Here is a 17,774-nt window from a genome sequence, read left to right as displayed (position 1 = left end):
CTTGTGAAACACGGTAATCTCTCGGTCTTGCCTGCTCCCGGCAGGCGTTTCACGCCCGATCACGCCAGGTATTCCACCATGACAGCGACCGCTACTCTCCGCTGGCTCGGGGTGCGCCGGATCGGCGCAACGCTCGTTGCGCTCTGGTGCTGCACCGTTGCCGCGCAGCCCTTGCCGGCCGCCGACACCGCCACCCGCACCGCGCCGGTGGCCGCTGCCGCCGCACCCAACGCCACGCCCGCGCCAACCTGCAACGCCGACGGCGGCCCGGCGGGCCGGGCGCCGGTCGGCCTCGTGCTGTCCGGCGGCGGCGCGCGCGGCTACGCGCACCTCGGCGTGCTGAAGGTGCTCGAGGAGAACCGCATCCCGATCGACTGCATCGCCGGCACCAGCATGGGCGCCGTGGTCGGCGGCCTGTATGCGAGCGGCATGGCCGCCGACGAGATGCAACAGCGGCTGTCCGAGGTGAACCTCGCCGACATCGCCTTCGACGTGACCGACCGCGCGGACCTGCCGCAAACCAGCCGCGAGGACGAGCGCCTGTATATCAACAGCCTGACGCTCGGCTTCGGCAAGAAAGGCGTGAAGGCGCCGGTCGGCCTCGTCCAGGGCAACCGGCTGCAGGCGCTGCTCGCGAACTGGACGGCCGCCGTGCCGACCAACCAGCCGTTCGACCAGTTGCCGATCCCGTATCGCGCGGTCGCGACCGACCTGCAGACGGGCCAGATGGTGGTGCTGGACCACGGCTCGCTGCCGCTCGCGATCCGCGCGAGCATGGCGATGCCCGGCCTGTTCGCGCCGGCCGAGATCAACGGCCGCGCGCTCGTCGACGGCGGGCTCGTCAGCAACCTGCCCGTCGACACCGCGCGGCGCATGGGTGCGAAGGTCGTGATCGCGGTCGACATCGGCTCGCCGCTGCGCCCGCTCGACGCGCTCGCGTCGCCGGCCGACGTGATGCAGCAGATGGTCGGCATCCTGATCCGCCAGAACGTGACGTCGCAGCGCCAGCAGCTCGCCGCGCAGGACGTGCTGCTCACGCCCGACCTCGGCGCGCTCGCGTTCACCGATTTCCAGAACGCGAAGCAGGCGATCGCCGCCGGCGCGGCCGCCGCGACCGCGGCGCTGCCGCGGCTCAGGCGCTTCGCGCTCACGCCGGAACAGTACGCGGCCTACCGGTCCGCCCATGCGCAGCCGCTGCCGCCGCCGATCCGCATCACGCGCATCGAGATCAAGACGAGCGGCGGCATCCCGAAGCGGGTCGTCAGCGACGCGCTGCACGTGAAACCGGGCGACACCTACGATCCGGCGACCGTCAGCCAGGACCTGCTCGGGCTGACGACCGGCGGCAATTTCGAGAGCGTGACGCAGCAGATCGTGAGCCACGGCGACGAGAACGTGCTCGTGGTCGATGCGCGCGAGAAATACTGGGGGCCGAACTTCCTGCTGTTCGGCGTCGGGATGTCGAGCAGCTCGACCGACGAAGGCGGCTTCCGCCTGCACGTGGGCTACCGGCGGCCGTGGCTCACCGAATCGGGGCTCGAATTCCGCGCGGATACGACGATCGGCAGCGACCTGGTGTCGGCGCGCGTCGAATTGCGCCAGCCGTTGCCGGCCGCGTACGGTTTCTACATTTCGCCCTATGCGGAATATCAGCGTCGCTACGTGAACCTGTACGACGACAGCGGCGAGGTGAAACTGAACCAGTATCTGATGCAGACGGCACGCACCGGGATCGACTTCGGGCTGCCGATCGGCCGGCTCGGCGACCTCCGGATGGGCATCGGCTACGCGACCGGGCACGGCTCGCCGAACTACAACCTGCCGTTCCCGCTGGATGACGGCAGCTCGACGCTGATCTGGCCGAGCTTCACGTCGCAGGCGCTGACCGCGCGCGCGCGGCTCGTCATCGATCAGCTCGACGACCCGATGTTCCCGCGCCGGGGCTACTACAGCGAATTCCGCGTCGAACGCTCGCTGTGGTCGCACAACAGCCAGTCCGCGTCGGACCTCGCCGATACGTCGAACACGCCCTACACCGAGATCTACGGCAAGGCGATGATCGCGCAGCAGTTCGGCCGGCACAGTGTCAGCGCGACGATCGAGGGCGGCAAGAGCATCGGCGGGACCAACCTGATCAACGCGTTCAACTTCACGCTCGGCGGGTTCCAGCATCTGGCCGCGTATGCGGCCGACCAGTTGACCGGCAACGAACTCGCATACGGAAACGTGACTTACATGAACCAGCTCGCGACGTTCAACGCGTCGCCGATCAAGGCGCTGTCGGTGGGCGCCAGCGCGGAAGTCGGCAACGTGTGGTCGAGCGGGGTGCAGGTCGGCGGTGGCGCGCTCAAGCAGAGCTATACGTTCTTCACGAGCCTGTCGACCGCGTTCGGTCCGCTGTACATGGGCGTCGCGCTCGCGCCGGGCGGGCGACGCAACATCTACCTGCAGCTCGGCCGCACGTATTGACCGGGGCGTGCGGCGGGCGCCGCCGAGGCACCTGCGGCGGCGCGGCGCCCCCATTGGCCGGCCACGGCGGCCGGGCCGTCAGATCGGCCAGCTGATCTCGAAGCGCGCGCCGCCGAGTTCGACCGGATCGACCACCGCGATCCGGCCGTTGTGCGCGTGCAGCACCTGCCGCGTGATCGCGAGGCCAAGCCCGTAGCCGCCGGTGCGGCGGTCGAGGCGCACGAACGCGTCGAAGATCCGCTCGCGTTCGTCTTCCGGCACGCCCGGGCCGTCGTCCTCGACGAAGATCGCGATGTTGCCGTGCTCGACCGAGATGCCGACCACGATCCGCGCGTTCGCATACTTGCTCGCATTGCGCAGCAGGTTGCGCATCGCATACGACATCAGCCGCCGGTCCATCTTCACGCGCAGGTCCGACGCGATCGCGATGCGCGACTCGATCGCGCGCTCCGGATACAGCAGCTGCGCATCGCTGACCTGGTGCTCGAACCACGCCACCGGCGCGGTCAGTTCGAGGTTCGACTGCAGCGAGCTGTATTCGAGCCGTGCATACGTGAGGCTCATGTCGATCAGCTCCTCGAGCTCGGTCACGTCCTGCGCGATGCTCTCCAGCGCACCGTGATATTCGGCGGCGGAGCCCGGTTCGCGCAGCATCTCGAGCGCGAAGCGCACGCGCGCGAGCGGCGTGCGCAGCTCGTGCGAGATCCCGTTCGTCAGGTCGCGCTGCGCGGCGATCAGCCGTTCCATGCGCATCGCGAGCGCATTCAGCGTGCGCGCGAGCGGGCCGATGATCACGCTGTGCGATTCCCGCGCGCGCGTGTTGAAGCGCCCGCCGGTGAAGTCGATCGCACGCTCGCGCACCATCACCAGATCCGACCACACCGGCCGCATCCACCGGTACGCGGCGAGCGCGGGCGCGGCGAATATGAACGCGAGCACGATCCAGATGTCGCCCGGCAGCGCGTCGAACGCGTGCCACACGACTTCCGGCGACAACACCACGCCCAGCGCGAGCGCCGGCACGAGCGCGGTCAGCAGCACGAGGCCGAGCAGATGCAGGTAGGTGCGCACGTACAGGCGCGACCAGCTCGGAATGCGGTCCGCGCGCGTGTCGGTCCACGCGCGGCGGAAATGCAGCCAGCGCCATTTGACATAGCGCAGCATCGAGAGCGGCGGTGCATCGGGGTGCGAAGGCGTGCGTCGGATCATCGCGGCTTCCGGCTATCGTGCGAGGTGGGGATACTGCGGCCGGCGGCGTCGCGCCGGAGCGGCGTCATTCCCACGCATGCTTGCTGAACTGGTAACCCTTGCTGCGGATCGTCTTGATCCGCTGCGGGTTGCCCGCATCGTCGTGCAGCTTGCGGCGCAGCTTCGAGATGCGCCCGTCGATCGTGCGGTCGAGGCCGTCGAACTCGACACCGCGCAGCTGCAGCATCAGGTCGTCGCGGCTGACGACTTCTCCCGCATGGCACACCAGCACCCACAGCAGGTCGAACTCGGCCGACGTGAGATCGGGCGAGCCGCCGCCGGGCAGCACGACCGAGCGGTCGGTGCGGTCGATCGAGAACTGGCCGAACGTGTAGCGCTCCGGCTGCGCCGCGGGGCCCTCGGCGGCGCGCGCGGGGGCGCGGCGCAACTGCGCCTTGATCCGCGCGAGCAGGATGCGCGGCTCGACCGGCTTGTGCACGTAGTCGTCGGCGCCGAATTCGAGGCCGAGCAGTTCGTCGAACGGCTCGTCGCGCGCCGTCACCATGATGATCACGCCGTCGTACTCCTTGCGCGCTTCGCGGCAGATCTCGAAGCCGTCCTTGCCCGGCAGGTTCACGTCGAGAATGACGAGATCCGGGCGCATGGACAGGATCGCCGGCACCGCGGCGTCACCATGCAGCACAGTGTCGACTTCGTAGTCGTTCTTGCGCAGGTAGCCGGCGATCAGCGTGGACAGGCGGGTGTCGTCTTCGACGAGCAGGATGCGAAAAGACATGGGCAACGGTCGGATCATACGGGGGGACCGCGGCGGCAACAGGCTTGCGCCCGCTGCCGGCCAGCGGCCGAAACGTACCGCATGATACTGCGCCCGCCGCTTGCCCGTTTGGAGATCTGACAAATAAGGGTGCGATGGCTGCGGCGCTTGACGAACCGGCGCCGAAACGGTTCCATACGGGCTCCCTGGAAACCGGGCCCCGCGCCCGCCCTGCCTCACGTGATGAACTACCAGCCGATCCTCCAACGCATCCATACCGAACTCGCCCCCTGGATCGGGCAAGGGCGGGTCGCCGACTACATTCCCGAGCTCGCGAAGGTGCCGGCCGACAAGTTCGGGATGGCCGTCGTGACGCTCGACGGAAACGTTTACACGATCGGCGACGCGCACGAGCGCTTCTCGATCCAGAGCATCTCGAAGCTGTTCGCGTGCACGCTCGCGTTCCAGCTGCTCGGCGACGCGCTGTGGGAACGGGTCGGCCGCGAGCCGTCCGGCACCGCGTTCAATTCGCTCGTCCAGCTCGAGAGCGAGCGCGGCAAGCCGCGCAACCCGTTCATCAACGCCGGCGCGCTGGTCGTCACCGACGTGCTGTGCCGCCGCTTCGTGCGCGCCGAGACGGCGCTCGTTGAATTCGTCCGACGGCTGATCGGCAACAACGATATCGATTACGATTCGCGCGTCGCGCTGTCGGAGCTCCAGCACGCGGAACGCAATCGCGCGATGGCGCATTTCATGGCGAGCTTCGGCAACATGCAGATGCCGCCGGAAACGGTGGTCGACGCGTACTGCCGCCAATGCGCGATCACGATGAACTGCGTCGAGCTCGCGCAAGCCGCGCTGTTTCTCGCGAACGGCGGCGTCGCGCCCGTCACCGGCGAGCGGATTCTCGATGCGAGTTCGGCGAAGCGGCTGTCGGCGCTGATGCTGACCTGCGGCACCTACGACGCGGCGGGCGACTTCGTCTATCGCGTGGGGCTGCCCGCGAAAAGCGGCGTCGGCGGCGGGATCGTCGCGGTGCTGCCGGGCGAAATGGCCGTGTGCGTGTGGGCGCCGGGGCTCGACGCGAACGGGAACTCGCTGGCGGGGACGCTGGCGCTGGAGTGGTTGACGACGTATTCGGGACGGTCGATTTTTTGAGGTCGCGAGATCAAGCGCGATTCGGAACAGTGTCGTCGCGGCTGCATAATGGCGCCCCCTCGCGGCCACTGACCCACGCGGCCGAGCATGGTCGCGAGCCTGACCTCTTCCAATTTGCGCCCCCGCCACTGCGCCGAAGATCAGCGGCCCTTCTAAAAGGTAATCGTTTTGAAGTTGTCGTTTGAAGTTCTGGAGGCGCTCGATGCCATAGACCGCGCGGGAACGTTCGCGGAAGCAGCCGTGCTGATTCATCGCGTACCGTCCGCACTGTCCTACCTCGTGCAAAAGGCAGAGAGCGATCTCGGCGTCATCCTGTTCGATCGCAGCGGGCGGCGTGCGCAGCTAACGGAGGCGGGACGACTGCTCGTAGAGGAGGGGCGTCGCCTGCTCCAGGCGGGGCGGGAGCTGGAAAACAAAGTCCGGGGTGTCCACGCGGGTTGGGAGGCCGAACTCAGACTATGCCTCGACGAGATCCTCCCGCTCCCGTCGTTGTGGCCGCACGTGCGCGCCTTCTATGACATGAAGCTGACCACGCGGCTGCGTCTATCGACCGAAGTGCTCGGCGGCGTATGGGATGCGCTCGTGACGGGGCGCGCGGATATCGCGATCGGTGCCGCGGGAGAGCCGCCGCACGCGCCGAACCTCGCGGCAAGGCCGATCGGCCTGTTGCGCCATGTTTTCGTCGTGGCGCCGCATCACCCGCTCGCCGCGGTCGAACAACCGCTCGACAGCGATACCATTTCAAGCCATCGCGGCGTCGTCATCAGCGACACGTCGCGCGCCCTCGAGCCGCGATCGGTGGCGATTCATGACGGACAACCGGTCATCATCGTGCCGACGCTGGCCGCCAAACTCGACCTCCTTTGCGAAGGCATGGCCGTCGGCATGCTGCCCGCGCCCGTCGTCGAGGAAGCGATCCGTCAGGGAAAGCTCGTCGAGCGGCGCGTAATCGGCGTGCGGGACCATACAACCTGCTACCTCGGCTGGCGTGAGGACAAGACAGGACGCGCACTGAAATGGTGGATTGACCGACTGGATCAGATCGATCTGATATCCACGCTGTTCCGCACGCGCAGCGGCGCGACCTGACGCAAATGTCCGTACTCGGGACGCCATGCGACGAGCCCGTTTCTTGCCGGCCCACTAGAATGGTCGACGATATCCACGCAGCGGCCGATTTTCCGAATCCACCGAAGTGACTTTTGGGAGAGCATCAGTCATGCAACCGGAACACGCTTCAGATCGCGCAGCCACTGACCACGCAGGCACGGACACCCACACGCACGCGCCGATTCCACCGATCGTGCCGGCGCAAACCGCGCTGGTCGTCATGCACTACCAGACCGACATCCTCGGGCTTTTTCCGTCGGTCGCGCCTACCCTGCTCGCCAACACGCGCAAGCTGTGCGACGCGGCGCGGGCCGGCGGCGTCCACGTCTGCTTCGCCAATCTCCGTTTCAGCCCCGGCTATCCGGAAGTCAGTGCGCGCAACAAGAACGGCCAGGGGATCAAGCAGCTCGGCCTGTTCGTCGACGACGGCCCGTGCCCGGAGCTCGGCCGGCTGGACAGCGAGCCGCTGATCGCCGCGCATCGCGCGAGCGTGTTCTTCTGCACGGACCTGCAGGCGCGGCTCGTCGCGCAGGGTATCGATACGCTGATCCTGGTCGGGATTGCGTCGACCGGCGTCGTGCTGTCGTCGGTTGCGCACGCAAGCGATGCAGATTTCCGGCTGTATACGGTGAAGGACTGCTGCTACGACCCGGATCAGGTCGTGCACGAGCATCTGTTCGCGACGGCGTTCGACACGCGCACAACGGTGCTGTCGCTCGACGATGCGTTGCACTTGCTCGCGTAGACGCGCAACGCATGCGCCGCGCGCGCCGGCCGGAATGCTCCGGGCCGGCGCATCCTGCGTGACTTCGTGCGTTAGTACTTCGTGCGTTTACTTCGCGATATACACGCCCGACGTCGGGCACGTGCCCTGCGTATTGCCGTCCGTCACGAGCGATGCCGAGCTCGGAAACTGCGAAGTCGCGGTCGTCTTCACCGCGATCCACGCTTCCGTGAAATAGCTGACGCCGTTGGCCTTCGTGCACTTCAGCGACACCGCGCTGCGCGTGTTGCTGCCGAACGCGCCCTCGAACGCGGACAGCAACTGATTGCGCGTCACCACCTTGCCCGCATTCGCCTGCAGGAACGTGTTGAACGACGTGTTGCCGAGCCGGCTGATCATGCCGGTCGCCTGGTTCCAGTAAGCATCCGGCGTGGCCGAATTCGAGCAGGTGCCGTGCTTGAACCATTCGTGCTTGTCGAGGCACGACGCCACGCCCGGCATGTAGGTCGACAGCGTATTGCGGGTCGCGCTGCTCACCGGATACGCATCCATGCTGCACCACTGGTGCGCGTTGTCGAGATCGATGTCGCTCTGCGGCACGCCGCAGTAGAACGGCTGGTTGCCGTCATACCGGTTCGGCCACAGGCCATGCAGCGACAGGCTCGTCGCCGCATACGTGCCGGCGAGGTTCGTACATTCCGGCGTATCGTGCGACGCGCAGAAGCCGGGCTCCCACGAAGCGGCGAGCAACAGGTAGTCGTAGCTGGTCTGCGCGGTGGCATGCAGCGAAGCGGATGCGACGGCGAGTGCGGCCGCGGCGCGGGCAAGCGTCTTGAGCATGGCGTTTCCTCGGAAAAGGCTTGCGGTCGCGGGATGCGCCGCAAGATTGTCGAATGTCTGCCCGCGATTGTTGCCGACGCAACATGGCATCAATATGAACGTGGACCAAGGAATTCGTGACGTGGCGCAGTGCCGATACGCCGATCGATGCCTCAGTGCGGCGCCACGCGATCATTTCGTCGACGCGGCTTCCGATCCGCCCGGCGACAGCGCCGCGCTGTCCTGCTCGCGCCACGCGCGGCGCGACGCGATGATCGCCGTCACGGCCGAGCGCGCGACCTTCCACCACGCGAACGGCCGCGGATCGGCGAGCATGCTGAGCGCGCGCGCATAGTCGAGCGTGAGCCCGGGCGTCCAGGCCATCGTCACCGCGCGCTTGCGGATCTGCGCGGCGACCCACAGCTCGGGCGTGAGCAACAACCTGACGAACGCGCCCCACCCTGCCCGCTCGCCCTTGAGCCGCCACACCGCGCCGTCGAGTGCCGCTTCGAGCGCGTTCGACACGGTGCTTGAGCAGTTGCGGTGCGTGAGGTTGTACGTCACGGTCTGCCGGTACGACGACCAGAAGGCGTCCAGCTTCGCCGGATCGTAGTTGCGGATCCGCACGCGCACGGTCGACGGACACCACGCCTTCGATTCCGTCGCATAGTCGGGCTGGAACAATCCGGGCACGTCGTTCTCGCGCGTCGCGCGCAGCAGCCGCGTGAATTCGTCCGGAGAACGATCGATCTCGACGGCCGGATACAGGCTGATGTAGATGCCCTCGGGCGACTCGAGCGCCGCATGGCCGGTCGAGATCACGCCGTTGACGTCCACCGCCGCGATGTAGCGGTCGATCACCGGGTAGCGCTGCGCTTCGGCCTTCGACGTGCCGGTGGGCGTCCACACGTGCACGGTGAGCGCGCGCTCGTGATCGGCCGGCGGGCCGTCCCATTCGGATTGCGCGAAGCGCGGCACGTCGGGCGCCGTGTCGATGTCGGGCACGATCGCGGGCGCCGGCGACGTCACGAACGCGGGGTTGCGCGTGAGCCGCCGCACGCGCGCGGCGAGGCTCAGCATGTGCATCCCGCCGAACATCAGCAGCAGACCGAGGCAGTACGGCACGGTGCCGACATAGTGGGTCGGATACGGCTGATAGAAGAAGATCGCGAGCAGGATCTCGACGACGCCCCATGCGAATGCGACGTTCCAGCGCCGGTAACGCACCATCCATGCGGACGTGCACTGCAGCAGCCCGTCGACGAGGAACAGCGTGCCGAAGATCATCGACAGCAGGAAGTGGCCGTGATGATGGCCCGCGAACACGAGCCCGGCGGCCACCACGACCGCGATGCCCTTCACGTAGCGCAGGATGCGCTGCCCGCCGACGCCGCTGCCGGCAACCGCGAGCGTCGCGAGCCCCTCGATCAGGAACAGCCACGCGAACAGTTCGATCGGAAAATGCAGCGCGCCGTCGAGCGCGTCGATGAAGATGCCGACGCCCGCGACGACCCACAGCCAGCCCAGCACGGTCAGCCCGCGCCAGCGCGTTCGCAGATATTCGATGCCCAGCAGCAGCAAGACCAGTCGTACCATTGCGCCCTCGCATCATTTTTTCGGGATACTCGCTGGCCACGCGTCTCCTGTCGTTCCGACCGCGCGCCGTGCGAGGCGCAAGCCGGAAGGCGGGGAATGCTGGCCGCCGCGTCATGCGTCGACATGACCGATGGCGGCTGGCGCGCGCCGCTCTGGCCGAATAATAAGATATGACGGAGCCGGTTGAAAGCCTGCCGAAAACGTTTCCGGCTGCTTCGGACGCCACGGCATGCTGCAAGACACGGCACGATCGGCGGCGTTGCCGCAGCAGATTTCCCGTTCGACAACGCGCGCCGGATACGCGAGAATCGCCGCTCCGAGGGCGAAAGCCACCTTAAACCGCAAAGACGGAACAACAAGAAATGCGCATTTCGATCACGCGCCGGCGCCTGCTGGCCGCCGGCATGGCTGCGGCCAGCCTCCCGCTGTCCGGCTGCTTCACGCCGAAGCTGTACAAGGAGAGCGCGTACCACGAACAAGTGTCCGCGTTCATGATCACCGAAGACGGCAAGAAACTCGTCGTCCTCGGCCGGGATTACCATTACATCTTCGATCTGCCTGCCTCCCTGCGGCCCGTGCTGCAGTCCGGCTACCGAAAGTCGCTGCACACCCAGTTCACCGACTTTCGTGGGAACGGCAGCGGCGTGACCGGCCACTACCGGATTCTGTTGCCGAAGAACGCATCGGCGGACGATCAACAGGCCGCGACCGCCGACGGCTTCACCGCTGCGCAGGCCGGGCTCGTGCTCGAAGGCGACATCGGCGGCAAGCGCTACTCGACCGAAGGTTTCGCCGACAAGGCCAAGGACAAGGAAAAGGCGGCACAAGCGTTCAACCACCCGTACAACGTGTACGTCAGGGAATCGCCGTCCGTGGTCGGCATGGGCTTGCGGATCCTCGCGACGCCGGTCACGGTCGCCGCCGACGGCGTGCTCGTGCTGGGCGGCATCGTGCTCTTGCCGATCGCGGTCATCGCGATCGAGGCGAACGGCGGCCTGCGGATCATGTAACGGCCACGGCGACGGTGACGCTCGCCTGCCATGCACACGCTCGCACCACGAACGCAAACCGGAGCATCGACATGACGACCTCGCCGCTTCACACCCCGCCGCTCGGCCCGCAACTCAAGCGCTGGCGCGCGCTGCGCCGCGTGAAGCAGAGCCATGCGGCCGAGCTGTTCGGCGTCGCGCAATCGACGATCTCGCGCTGGGAAGCCGGCATCCAGCAGATGTCGCCCGACGAGCGCGCGACGGCCGAGCGGCTGCTTGCCGCGCGTCTCGATTCGGCCGGCGACCACGCGCTCGCGCGGCTGATCGCCAGCAGCACGGCCCGCATGCATCTCGTGTGCGACCTCACGCATCGGCTGCTCGCCTGCTCGCCGTCGCGGGCGGCGGAGTTCTCGCGGCCGCTGCCGGCGTTGCTCGGTACCTCGCTATGGCGCTATGCGTCGCCGGAAATTGTCCGCATGGAAGCCGCGCTCGACCCGCTCGGCTGGCACGATCGCGCTGGGCCGCCGAGCGTCGAGTTCGCGACCGGCACCAATGCGTCGCGCGTCGTGCCGATCCGCGGCAGTACCTGCCGGTGGACGCGCATGACGCTGTCGGACGGCTCGGCCGCGCGGCTCGTCGAAACGCTGTAGCACGTGCGCAAGTCGCCGGGCCCCGGCGCGCCACGCATATTTCATGCGTGGACGCAGCGCGTGCGCTCGGCGTACGCTTGACAGCTCCATTCAAGTATTGCGCCGACGATGAACCTCGACACGATCCACGCGCGGCTCGATTTCCTGCGCGAAGCCGAACGCCTGAAAGACGTGCTGCGCAGCGGCCATACGTCGACGGGCCGCCGCGAAAGCACCGCCGAGCACAGCTGGCGTCTCTGCCTGATGGCGCTCGTGTTCGCCGATGCGCTGCCCGACGTCGACACGACGAAGCTGCTGAAACTGTGCGTCGTCCACGATCTCGGCGAAGCGCTGCACGGCGACATCCCCGCGATCGAGCAGGCCGCGCATCCGGACAAGAGCACGCACGAACGCGACGACCTGCTGACGCTGACGGCCGGGCTCGATCGCGCGCTGCGCGACGAGATCGTCGCGCTGTGGGATGAATACGAGGCGGCCGAATCGCGGGAAGCGCGCGCCGCGAAGGCGCTCGACAAGCTCGAGACGATCCTGCAGCACAACCAGGGCAGCAATCCGCCCGACTTCGACTACGCGTTCAATCTCGGCTACGGCCGGCGCTACACCGACGCGACGCCGCTGTTCGGCGCGATCCGCGCGATCGTCGACGCGGACACGCAACGCCGGATCGACGCACGCGGCGACGGCGCGTAAGTTCGCGGAATCGGCGGCGCGGGCGGCTCGTGTTCTCGATCGAGCTTCCGATCTACACGGCGCATCGCGCAGCGCGCGTCATTCACACACCGCCCCCCTCCGCCCCACCGGCGCGAACGCCACCGCGCTCGCGGTCGCGAGCACGGCCACGCCGGCCGCGCCGTACACCATCACCCAGCCGAACCCGTGCACGAGCGCCGCGTGCAGCGCCGTGCCGGTGGGGTCGGCCTGCGCGAGCGCCGGCGCAATCGCCTGCAGCCCGTCGGTGCGGCCCGACGCGATCTGCTGCGCCAGCGCGCGCAACGCCCCCGCATCGACCGCCTCCGCCACCCCCGTCTTCAGGCTCGCGACAATCCCCGCGACCAGCACGAAGCCCATCGCCGCGATATTCAGCGCGAGCGAGATCATCCGCGCGCTCATGTCGATGCCGGACGCCATCCCGGCCCGCGAACCCGGCACCGCGCCCGTCGTCGTGTTCGTGACCGGCGTGTTGGTCAGCCCGAGCCCGATGCCGGCGATCACGCAGCCGGGCAGCATCGTGAGCCAGCTTGCATGGTCGACGCCGCTGCCGATCCGCATCAGCGCGAAACCAGCCGAGATCGTGAACAGGCCGCCCGGAATGACGACACCGGGCCCGTAGCGCAGCGCGAGCCGCTCGCCGAACGGCGGCGCGACCAGCGTCGGCAGCGTGTACGCGAGCAGCGCGAGGCCGGCCGTCACGCTGTCGTACCCAAGCGCGACCTGGAACCAGATCGGCAGGTAGATCATGAACGGCCAGAAACTGAAGTTCATCCCCATCGAGCCGAAGATCGCGCCGGTGAACGCGCGAATCCGGAACACGGAGAAGTCGAACATCGGCCGCGCGCTCACGCGCTCCGCGACGACGAAGCCCGCCAGCGCAAGCACGGTCGCGCCGAGCACGCCGAGGCCGGCCGCGCTCGTGAGCCCCAGCTCCGCGCCCTGCGTGATAGTGAACGCGAGCCCGAGCACAGCGAGCGACAGCGTGACGATACCGGCGACATCGAGCGTGCCCGCATGCGGATCGCGCGATTCCCGCACCGCACCGCCGATCAGCACGAGCGCGACGGCCGCGAGCGGCGCGTGGACGAGAAACACCCACGGCCAGCTCGCCAGCGCGACGATCGCGCCGCCAACGATCGGCCCGAAGCCGAGACCGATCCCGAACACGATTCCCCAGATCCCGAACGCGCGGCCGCGCTCGCGCCCTTCGCGGAACTGATGCGACAGCACCGCGATCTGGCAGATCAGCATCGCGCCGCCACTCGCGCCCTGCAGCAGCCGGCCCGCGACCAGCACCGGCACGTTCGGCGCGAGCCCGCACAGCAACGACGTCGCGCCAAACAGCACGGTGCCGATCACGTACACGCGCTTGCGGCCGAAGCGGTCGGCGAGCGTGCCGGCCGCCATCAGCACCGTCGTACACGCGATCGTGTACGCATTCATGATCCACTGCATGCCGTTGAAGTCGCCGTGCAGCACATGTTCGAGCGTCGGCAGGATCACCGGCACGCTCGAGATCTCGAGGCCGAACATCAACGACGTGAGACAGACGGCCGCGAGCGCGACCGCATTCCTGCGGGTGTCGGATAGCGTCATGCGTATTGCGCGACGACCCGCAACAGGCCGCGCGCCTCCAGGTGAGAAGGATTCGCCGCGTGCGGCCGGCAACGCACGCTGGACGGGAATCGGTACTATAGTGAGAATTCCCGTCCCCATTGACGCGTCCTTTTCTCCAGACTGGGGAACTACAGGACTCAATCCGCGTAACCCGCCATGACCGACAGACTCGACGGCGTCACCACCTTTGTCCAGGTAGTGGAATCCGGCAGCTTCGCGCTTGCCGCGGAACGGCTCGACATGACGCGCTCGGCGGTCGGCAAGGCGATCGCGCGGCTCGAGCAGCGGCTCGGCGCGCGACTGCTGCAGCGCACGACGCGCAGCCAGAGCCTGACCGACGACGGCCAGGCGTACTACGACCGCTGCGTGCGCGCGCTGTCGGAACTCGAAGCGGCGGAAGCCGATCTCGATTGCGGCCGCAACGAAGCGCGCGGCAAGCTGCGGCTGAGCGTGCCGCTCGCGTTCGGGCATCACTGCGTGACGCCGATCGTGCTCGATCTCGCACGCACGTATCCGCACCTGCGAATCGACGTGTCGATCACCGACCGTTTCGTCGATCTGGTCGAGGAAGGAATCGATCTCGCGGTGCGGATCGGCACGCTGGCGGACAGCACGAGCCTCGCGGTGCGGCGGCTCGGCACGCAGTACGGCAGCCTCGGTGCGTCGCCGTCGTATCTCGCGCGCTACGGGATGCCGCAATCGCTCGACGACCTGCGGAATCACCGGACGATCGCGTATTCGCGCTCGGGCGTCGCGCAGCCGTGGGACCTGCGCGCGCCGGACGGCTCGACCGTGCGCGTCGACATGCAGCACCAGCTCAGCTTCGACGACGTGCAGGCGATCGCGGCGGCCGGTGCGGCCGGGTTCGGGATCGCGTGGCTGCCGAGCTGGCTGCTCGATCATTACGTGAAGCGCGGCGAGATGGTCGTCGTACTCGACCGCTGCTTCGTCTGCGAAGGCGACATCCACGCGATCTGGCCGAAAACGCGCTATCTGCCGCGCAAGACGCGCTGCGTGATCGACGCGCTCGTGCAGGCGGTGCCGCCGATGATCGAGCGCCCGGAGCCCGCAAACCACAAGAAGGCCGGTTGAAGCCAACGCGCCGCACGGGCGCGTCGGACCATCACGCGGCGATCACGCCGCGCCGAGATCGGCGAGCGGATGCGCGAACAGCTTCCACGGCGAGGTCAGGAAATGCCGCACGCGCTCGGCGCGCAGCTCGACGAGCGACGCCGGCGCCCAGCGCGGCTTGCGATCCTTGTCGACGAGATGCGCGCGCACGCCTTCGCAGAAGTCGCCCTCCTCGATCGCGCGCGCCACGATGCCGAGCTCCATCCGGAACGACTCGGCCAGCGTCATCTGGCGGCCGCGCAGCAGCGCTTCGCGCGTCACGCACAGCATCGTCGGCGAATGGCCGGCGAGCGCGTCGAGCGTCGCCTGCAGCCATTGACGATGCTCACGCGACAACTCTTCGCGCGCGAGATCCTGCTTCAGCGTCGCGACGATCCGCTCGACGGTCGAGCGCTTGTCGAAGTGCCGGACGATCCACGCCATCTGCGTGTCGAGCACCGCGTGCGGCACGACGTTGCAGGGCGGCTCGAACACCTTGCGCAGCGCCGGAAGCACGTCGCCGTCCCACTTGACGCTCTCGATGCGCGTCTCGAACGTATCGAGCCACGACGACGGCACGCACAGGTCCGCGAGCTTCGCGCTCAGCGCGTCGGCGCCCGACAGCATCGCGCCCGTCAGCCCCACGTACAGTTCGAGCTCGACCGGCATGCGCGACAGGAAATGCGTCGCGCCGACGTCGGGCACGAGGCCGATGCGCGTCTCCGGCATCGCGATCTTGCTGCGCTCGGTCGCGACACGCAGCGCCGCGCCTTGCGCAAGCCCCATCCCGCCGCCCATCGTCACGCCGTCCATCAGCGCGACCACCGGTTTCGGAAACGTGTGGATCGCATGGTCGAGCCGGTATTCGTCGACGAAGAACGGCAGCCAGGTCTCGCGCTGCGCGACCATCCTGTACAGCGCACGCACGTCGCCGCCCGCGCAGAAGCCTTTCTCGCCCGCGCCGCGCAGCACGACCGCGACGATCTGGTCGTCGGTGCGGCAACGCTCGAGCAGAGCGGCGAGTTCGCCGATCATCGGATAGGACAACGCATTGAGTGCGGCCGGCCGGTTCAGCGTGATCAGCGCCACGCGGTTCACCACGCGGAACAGCACCTCCGGCGCGGATTGCGCGACGCGCTCGTGAGTCGTGACCGGCGTGCTCATGGTTGCGCCTCCCCATCGGTGTGCCATTGCGGCGCGCGCTTGCCGAGAAACGCGGCCACGCCTTCGCGCGGATCGTTCGTGTCGAACAGGTCGACGAAGCGCTCGCGCTCGACCGCGAGCGCCGCGCTGCGCGGCACGCCGCGGCGTGCGAGGCCGATCAGCTCCTTGCTGTACGCAACCGCATGCGGGCTCTGCCGCGCGACGTTGCGCGCGAGCGCCAGCGCCGCCTCGCGTGCCGTGCCACGCTCGACCACGTCCTCGACGAGGCCGATCCTGAGCGCCGTCGCCGCATCGACGCGCGTGCCGGCCAGGATGATCTTCTTCGCCCAGCCTTCGCCGACGAGCCAGGGCAGCGTCTGCGTGCCGAGCCCGCACGGCAGCAAGCCGACCGACGGTTCGGGCAGCGCCATCTGCGCGTGCGTCTCGGCGATCCGCAGGTCGCACGCGAGCGCGCATTCGAGGCCGCCGCCCATCGCATAGCCGTTGATGGCCGCGATCGTCACGACCCGCGCGTCATGCAGCGCCTCGAACGCCGCACCGAAGCGCGCGGCCATCGCGCGCGCGACCGCGCGGTCGCCATCGGCGAACGTGTTCAGGTCGGCGCCGGCGCTGAAGAACTTCGGGCCGTCGCCGGTGATCACCAGCGCACGCACGCGCGGGTTCGCGTTCAGCTCAGCGACGGTTTCCTGCAGCTGCCGCAGCCCGTCGGCGGTAAAGGCGTTCGCGGGCGGACGCTTGAGCGTCGCGCACGCGATCGCGCCGTCGTCGACGTAGTCCAGTTCGATCATGAGGCGTCCTTCTTCGTGGCCGGTTGGTACAGGCGGATCACCGCCGAGAAATCGAGTTGCCCGTCGCCGCGGCTGCTCATCGCCTGGTACAGCTGCTGCGCGAGCGCGCCGAGATAGACGGGCTGGCGCGCCTGCTTCGCGGCGTCGTTCGCGAGGCCGAGATCCTTCAGCATCAGGTCGGTGCCGAAGCCGCCGCTGTAGCCGCGCGACGACGGCGCGGTGGCGATCACACCCGGATACGGGTTGTAGGTGTCCGAGCTCCAGCAGCGGCCCGTCGACGTGTTGACGATGCCGGCCAGCACCTTCGGGTCGATGCCGAGCGCGACGCCGAGCGACATCGCCTCCGATACGGCCGCCATCGAGATGCCGAGCACGAGGTTGTTGCAGACCTTCGCGACCTGCCCCATCCCGGTTGGGCCGCAGTGGACGATGTTCTTGCCCATGCCGGCCAGCACGGGCTTCACGCGCCCGAAATCGGCGTCGCTGCCGCCTACCATGAAGGTCAGCGTGCCGGCCGCCGCGCCGCCGGTGCCGCCCGACACCGGCGCATCGACGAACGCGCCGCCGTGCTCGCGCACGAGCGCGCCGAACGCCTGCGCGCTCGCCGGGTCGATCGTGCTTGAATCAATCACGGTCGCGCCGGCGTCGAGGCCGGCCAGCACGCCGTTTTCACCGGCGAGCACGGAGCGCACGTGCGGCGCGGCCGGCAGCATCGTGATCATGAACGTCGCGCCCGAGGCCGCATCGCGCGGCGAGGCGGCCGCCTGCGCGCCGGCGTCCTGCAGCGCGCGCAATGCATCGGCGCTCAGGTCGAACGCATGCACTTCATGGCCAGCCTTGAGCAGGTTCAGCGCCATCGGCGCACCCATGTGGCCCAGTCCGATAAAACCGATCTTCATGTTCGTC

At 68.2% G+C, this 17,774-nt stretch carries 16 protein-coding genes; 8 read left to right on the top strand and 8 right to left on the bottom strand.

Annotated features, from left to right (window positions below; genetic code table 11):
- Positions 1-78: 78 nt before the first annotated feature.
- Positions 79-2,469: a patatin-like phospholipase family protein gene (locus FFI87_RS20130; RefSeq protein ID WP_138849370.1), complete on the top strand. Its 2,391-nt coding sequence runs from the start codon at positions 79-81 to the stop codon at positions 2,467-2,469.
- Positions 2,470-2,547: 78 nt separating this feature from the next.
- Here the strand turns inward: FFI87_RS20130 and FFI87_RS20125 are convergent, their stop codons facing one another.
- Positions 2,548-3,678: an ATP-binding protein gene (locus FFI87_RS20125; protein WP_138849371.1), complete on the bottom strand. Its 1,131-nt coding sequence runs from the start codon at positions 3,676-3,678 to the stop codon at positions 2,548-2,550.
- 64 nt (positions 3,679-3,742) lie between these two features.
- Complete coding sequence (locus FFI87_RS20120) at positions 3,743-4,453, bottom strand: response regulator (RefSeq protein WP_006752985.1); 711 nt, start codon at positions 4,451-4,453, stop codon at positions 3,743-3,745.
- Between the two features lie 222 nt (positions 4,454-4,675).
- On the opposite strand from FFI87_RS20120, the gene FFI87_RS20115 reads away from it, so the two are divergent.
- The 3 genes from FFI87_RS20115 (at position 4,676) to FFI87_RS20105 (ending at position 7,445) form a co-directional block, all read left to right on the top strand.
- Positions 4,676-5,590: a glutaminase gene (locus FFI87_RS20115; RefSeq protein WP_138849372.1), complete on the top strand. Its 915-nt coding sequence runs from the start codon at positions 4,676-4,678 to the stop codon at positions 5,588-5,590.
- Between the two features lie 168 nt (positions 5,591-5,758).
- Positions 5,759-6,679 carry a LysR family transcriptional regulator gene (locus tag FFI87_RS20110; protein ID WP_138849373.1) on the top strand — a complete coding sequence of 307 codons (921 nt, stop codon included), beginning with the start codon at positions 5,759-5,761 and terminating at the stop codon, positions 6,677-6,679.
- A 130-nt stretch (positions 6,680-6,809) separates the two neighbouring features.
- A complete protein-coding gene (locus FFI87_RS20105; RefSeq protein WP_138849374.1) occupies positions 6,810-7,445 on the top strand; it encodes an isochorismatase family cysteine hydrolase in 636 nt (211 codons plus the stop codon).
- Positions 7,446-7,532: 87 nt separating this feature from the next.
- On the opposite strand, the gene FFI87_RS20100 is transcribed toward FFI87_RS20105, so the two are convergent.
- Positions 7,533-8,264 (bottom strand): ribonuclease T2, encoded by a 732-nt coding sequence (locus tag FFI87_RS20100; protein ID WP_138849375.1) that lies wholly within the window; start codon positions 8,262-8,264, stop codon positions 7,533-7,535.
- Positions 8,265-8,435: 171 nt separating this feature from the next.
- Entirely contained in the window at positions 8,436-9,839 is a 1,404-nt protein-coding gene (locus FFI87_RS20095; RefSeq protein WP_138849376.1) for an HdeD family acid-resistance protein, read from the bottom strand.
- 362 nt (positions 9,840-10,201) lie between these two features.
- On the opposite strand from FFI87_RS20095, the gene FFI87_RS20090 reads away from it, so the two are divergent.
- The 3 genes from FFI87_RS20090 to FFI87_RS20080 all read left to right on the top strand — a co-directional run bounded on the left by FFI87_RS20090 (position 10,202) and on the right by FFI87_RS20080 (position 12,168).
- Complete coding sequence (locus FFI87_RS20090) at positions 10,202-10,849, top strand: hypothetical protein (protein ID WP_138849377.1); 648 nt, start codon at positions 10,202-10,204, stop codon at positions 10,847-10,849.
- 71 nt (positions 10,850-10,920) lie between these two features.
- Positions 10,921-11,478, top strand: coding sequence for a helix-turn-helix domain-containing protein (locus FFI87_RS20085; RefSeq protein WP_012366623.1), 558 nt, complete (start codon positions 10,921-10,923; stop codon positions 11,476-11,478).
- A gap of 108 nt (positions 11,479-11,586) precedes the next feature.
- Positions 11,587-12,168, top strand: coding sequence for an HD domain-containing protein (locus FFI87_RS20080; RefSeq protein WP_138849378.1), 582 nt, complete (start codon positions 11,587-11,589; stop codon positions 12,166-12,168).
- A gap of 78 nt (positions 12,169-12,246) precedes the next feature.
- On the opposite strand, the gene FFI87_RS20075 is transcribed toward FFI87_RS20080, so the two are convergent.
- Positions 12,247-13,785, bottom strand: coding sequence for an MFS transporter (locus FFI87_RS20075; RefSeq protein ID WP_138849379.1), 1,539 nt, complete (start codon positions 13,783-13,785; stop codon positions 12,247-12,249).
- 177 nt (positions 13,786-13,962) lie between these two features.
- Here FFI87_RS20075 and FFI87_RS20070 point away from each other — a divergent pair, with 177 nt between their 5' ends.
- The gene (locus tag FFI87_RS20070) at positions 13,963-14,898 is read left to right on the top strand and encodes a LysR family transcriptional regulator (protein ID WP_138849380.1); all 936 of its coding nucleotides are present in this window, start codon (positions 13,963-13,965) and stop codon (positions 14,896-14,898) included.
- A gap of 42 nt (positions 14,899-14,940) precedes the next feature.
- On the opposite strand, the gene FFI87_RS20065 is transcribed toward FFI87_RS20070, so the two are convergent.
- From FFI87_RS20065 to mmsB, 3 genes are read right to left on the bottom strand one after another with little or no spacing between them, the layout of a single operon-like run.
- Complete coding sequence (locus tag FFI87_RS20065; RefSeq protein WP_138849381.1) at positions 14,941-16,080, bottom strand: enoyl-CoA hydratase/isomerase family protein; 1,140 nt, start codon at positions 16,078-16,080, stop codon at positions 14,941-14,943.
- Positions 16,077-16,868, bottom strand: a complete 792-nt coding sequence (locus FFI87_RS20060) for an enoyl-CoA hydratase (RefSeq protein WP_138849382.1) — start codon at positions 16,866-16,868, stop codon at positions 16,077-16,079. Before FFI87_RS20060 ends, FFI87_RS20065 begins: the two co-directional genes overlap by 4 nt.
- On the bottom strand, positions 16,865-17,767 hold the full coding sequence (gene mmsB / locus FFI87_RS20055; RefSeq protein WP_138849383.1) for a 3-hydroxyisobutyrate dehydrogenase: 903 nt from the start codon (positions 17,765-17,767) through the stop codon (positions 16,865-16,867). The genes FFI87_RS20060 and mmsB overlap by 4 nt, the downstream gene beginning before the upstream one ends.
- Positions 17,768-17,774: the final 7 nt, after the last annotated feature.

The organism is Burkholderia sp. KBS0801, assembly GCF_005937855.2.
Lineage (GTDB): Bacteria > Pseudomonadota > Gammaproteobacteria > Burkholderiales > Burkholderiaceae > Burkholderia > Burkholderia ambifaria.
The sequence above is the reverse complement of the archived record's forward strand: the minus strand, read 5'-3'. Positions and strand labels throughout refer to the sequence as shown.

Excerpts from the sequence above, each read along its gene's own strand:
- FFI87_RS20125 (WP_138849371.1), bottom strand. The coding sequence starts at position 3,678 with ATGATCCGACGCACGCCTTCGCACCCCGATGCACCGCCGCTCTCGATG.
- FFI87_RS20080 (WP_138849378.1), top strand. The coding sequence starts at position 11,587 with ATGAACCTCGACACGATCCACGCGCGGCTCGATTTCCTGCGCGAAGCC.
- FFI87_RS20100 (WP_138849375.1), bottom strand. The coding sequence starts at position 8,264 with ATGCTCAAGACGCTTGCCCGCGCCGCGGCCGCACTCGCCGTCGCATCC.
- FFI87_RS20095 (WP_138849376.1), bottom strand. The coding sequence starts at position 9,839 with ATGGTACGACTGGTCTTGCTGCTGCTGGGCATCGAATATCTGCGAACG.
- FFI87_RS20105 (WP_138849374.1), top strand. The coding sequence starts at position 6,810 with ATGCAACCGGAACACGCTTCAGATCGCGCAGCCACTGACCACGCAGGC.
- FFI87_RS20120 (WP_006752985.1), bottom strand. The coding sequence starts at position 4,453 with ATGTCTTTTCGCATCCTGCTCGTCGAAGACGACACCCGCCTGTCCACG.
- FFI87_RS20065 (WP_138849381.1), bottom strand. The coding sequence starts at position 16,080 with ATGAGCACGCCGGTCACGACTCACGAGCGCGTCGCGCAATCCGCGCCG.
- FFI87_RS20130 (WP_138849370.1), top strand. The coding sequence starts at position 79 with ATGACAGCGACCGCTACTCTCCGCTGGCTCGGGGTGCGCCGGATCGGC.
- FFI87_RS20090 (WP_138849377.1), top strand. The coding sequence starts at position 10,202 with ATGCGCATTTCGATCACGCGCCGGCGCCTGCTGGCCGCCGGCATGGCT.
- mmsB (WP_138849383.1), bottom strand. The coding sequence starts at position 17,767 with ATGAAGATCGGTTTTATCGGACTGGGCCACATGGGTGCGCCGATGGCG.
- FFI87_RS20075 (WP_138849379.1), bottom strand. The coding sequence starts at position 13,785 with ATGACGCTATCCGACACCCGCAGGAATGCGGTCGCGCTCGCGGCCGTC.
- FFI87_RS20085 (WP_012366623.1), top strand. The coding sequence starts at position 10,921 with ATGACGACCTCGCCGCTTCACACCCCGCCGCTCGGCCCGCAACTCAAG.
- FFI87_RS20070 (WP_138849380.1), top strand. The coding sequence starts at position 13,963 with ATGACCGACAGACTCGACGGCGTCACCACCTTTGTCCAGGTAGTGGAA.
- FFI87_RS20060 (WP_138849382.1), bottom strand. The coding sequence starts at position 16,868 with ATGATCGAACTGGACTACGTCGACGACGGCGCGATCGCGTGCGCGACG.
- FFI87_RS20115 (WP_138849372.1), top strand. The coding sequence starts at position 4,676 with ATGAACTACCAGCCGATCCTCCAACGCATCCATACCGAACTCGCCCCC.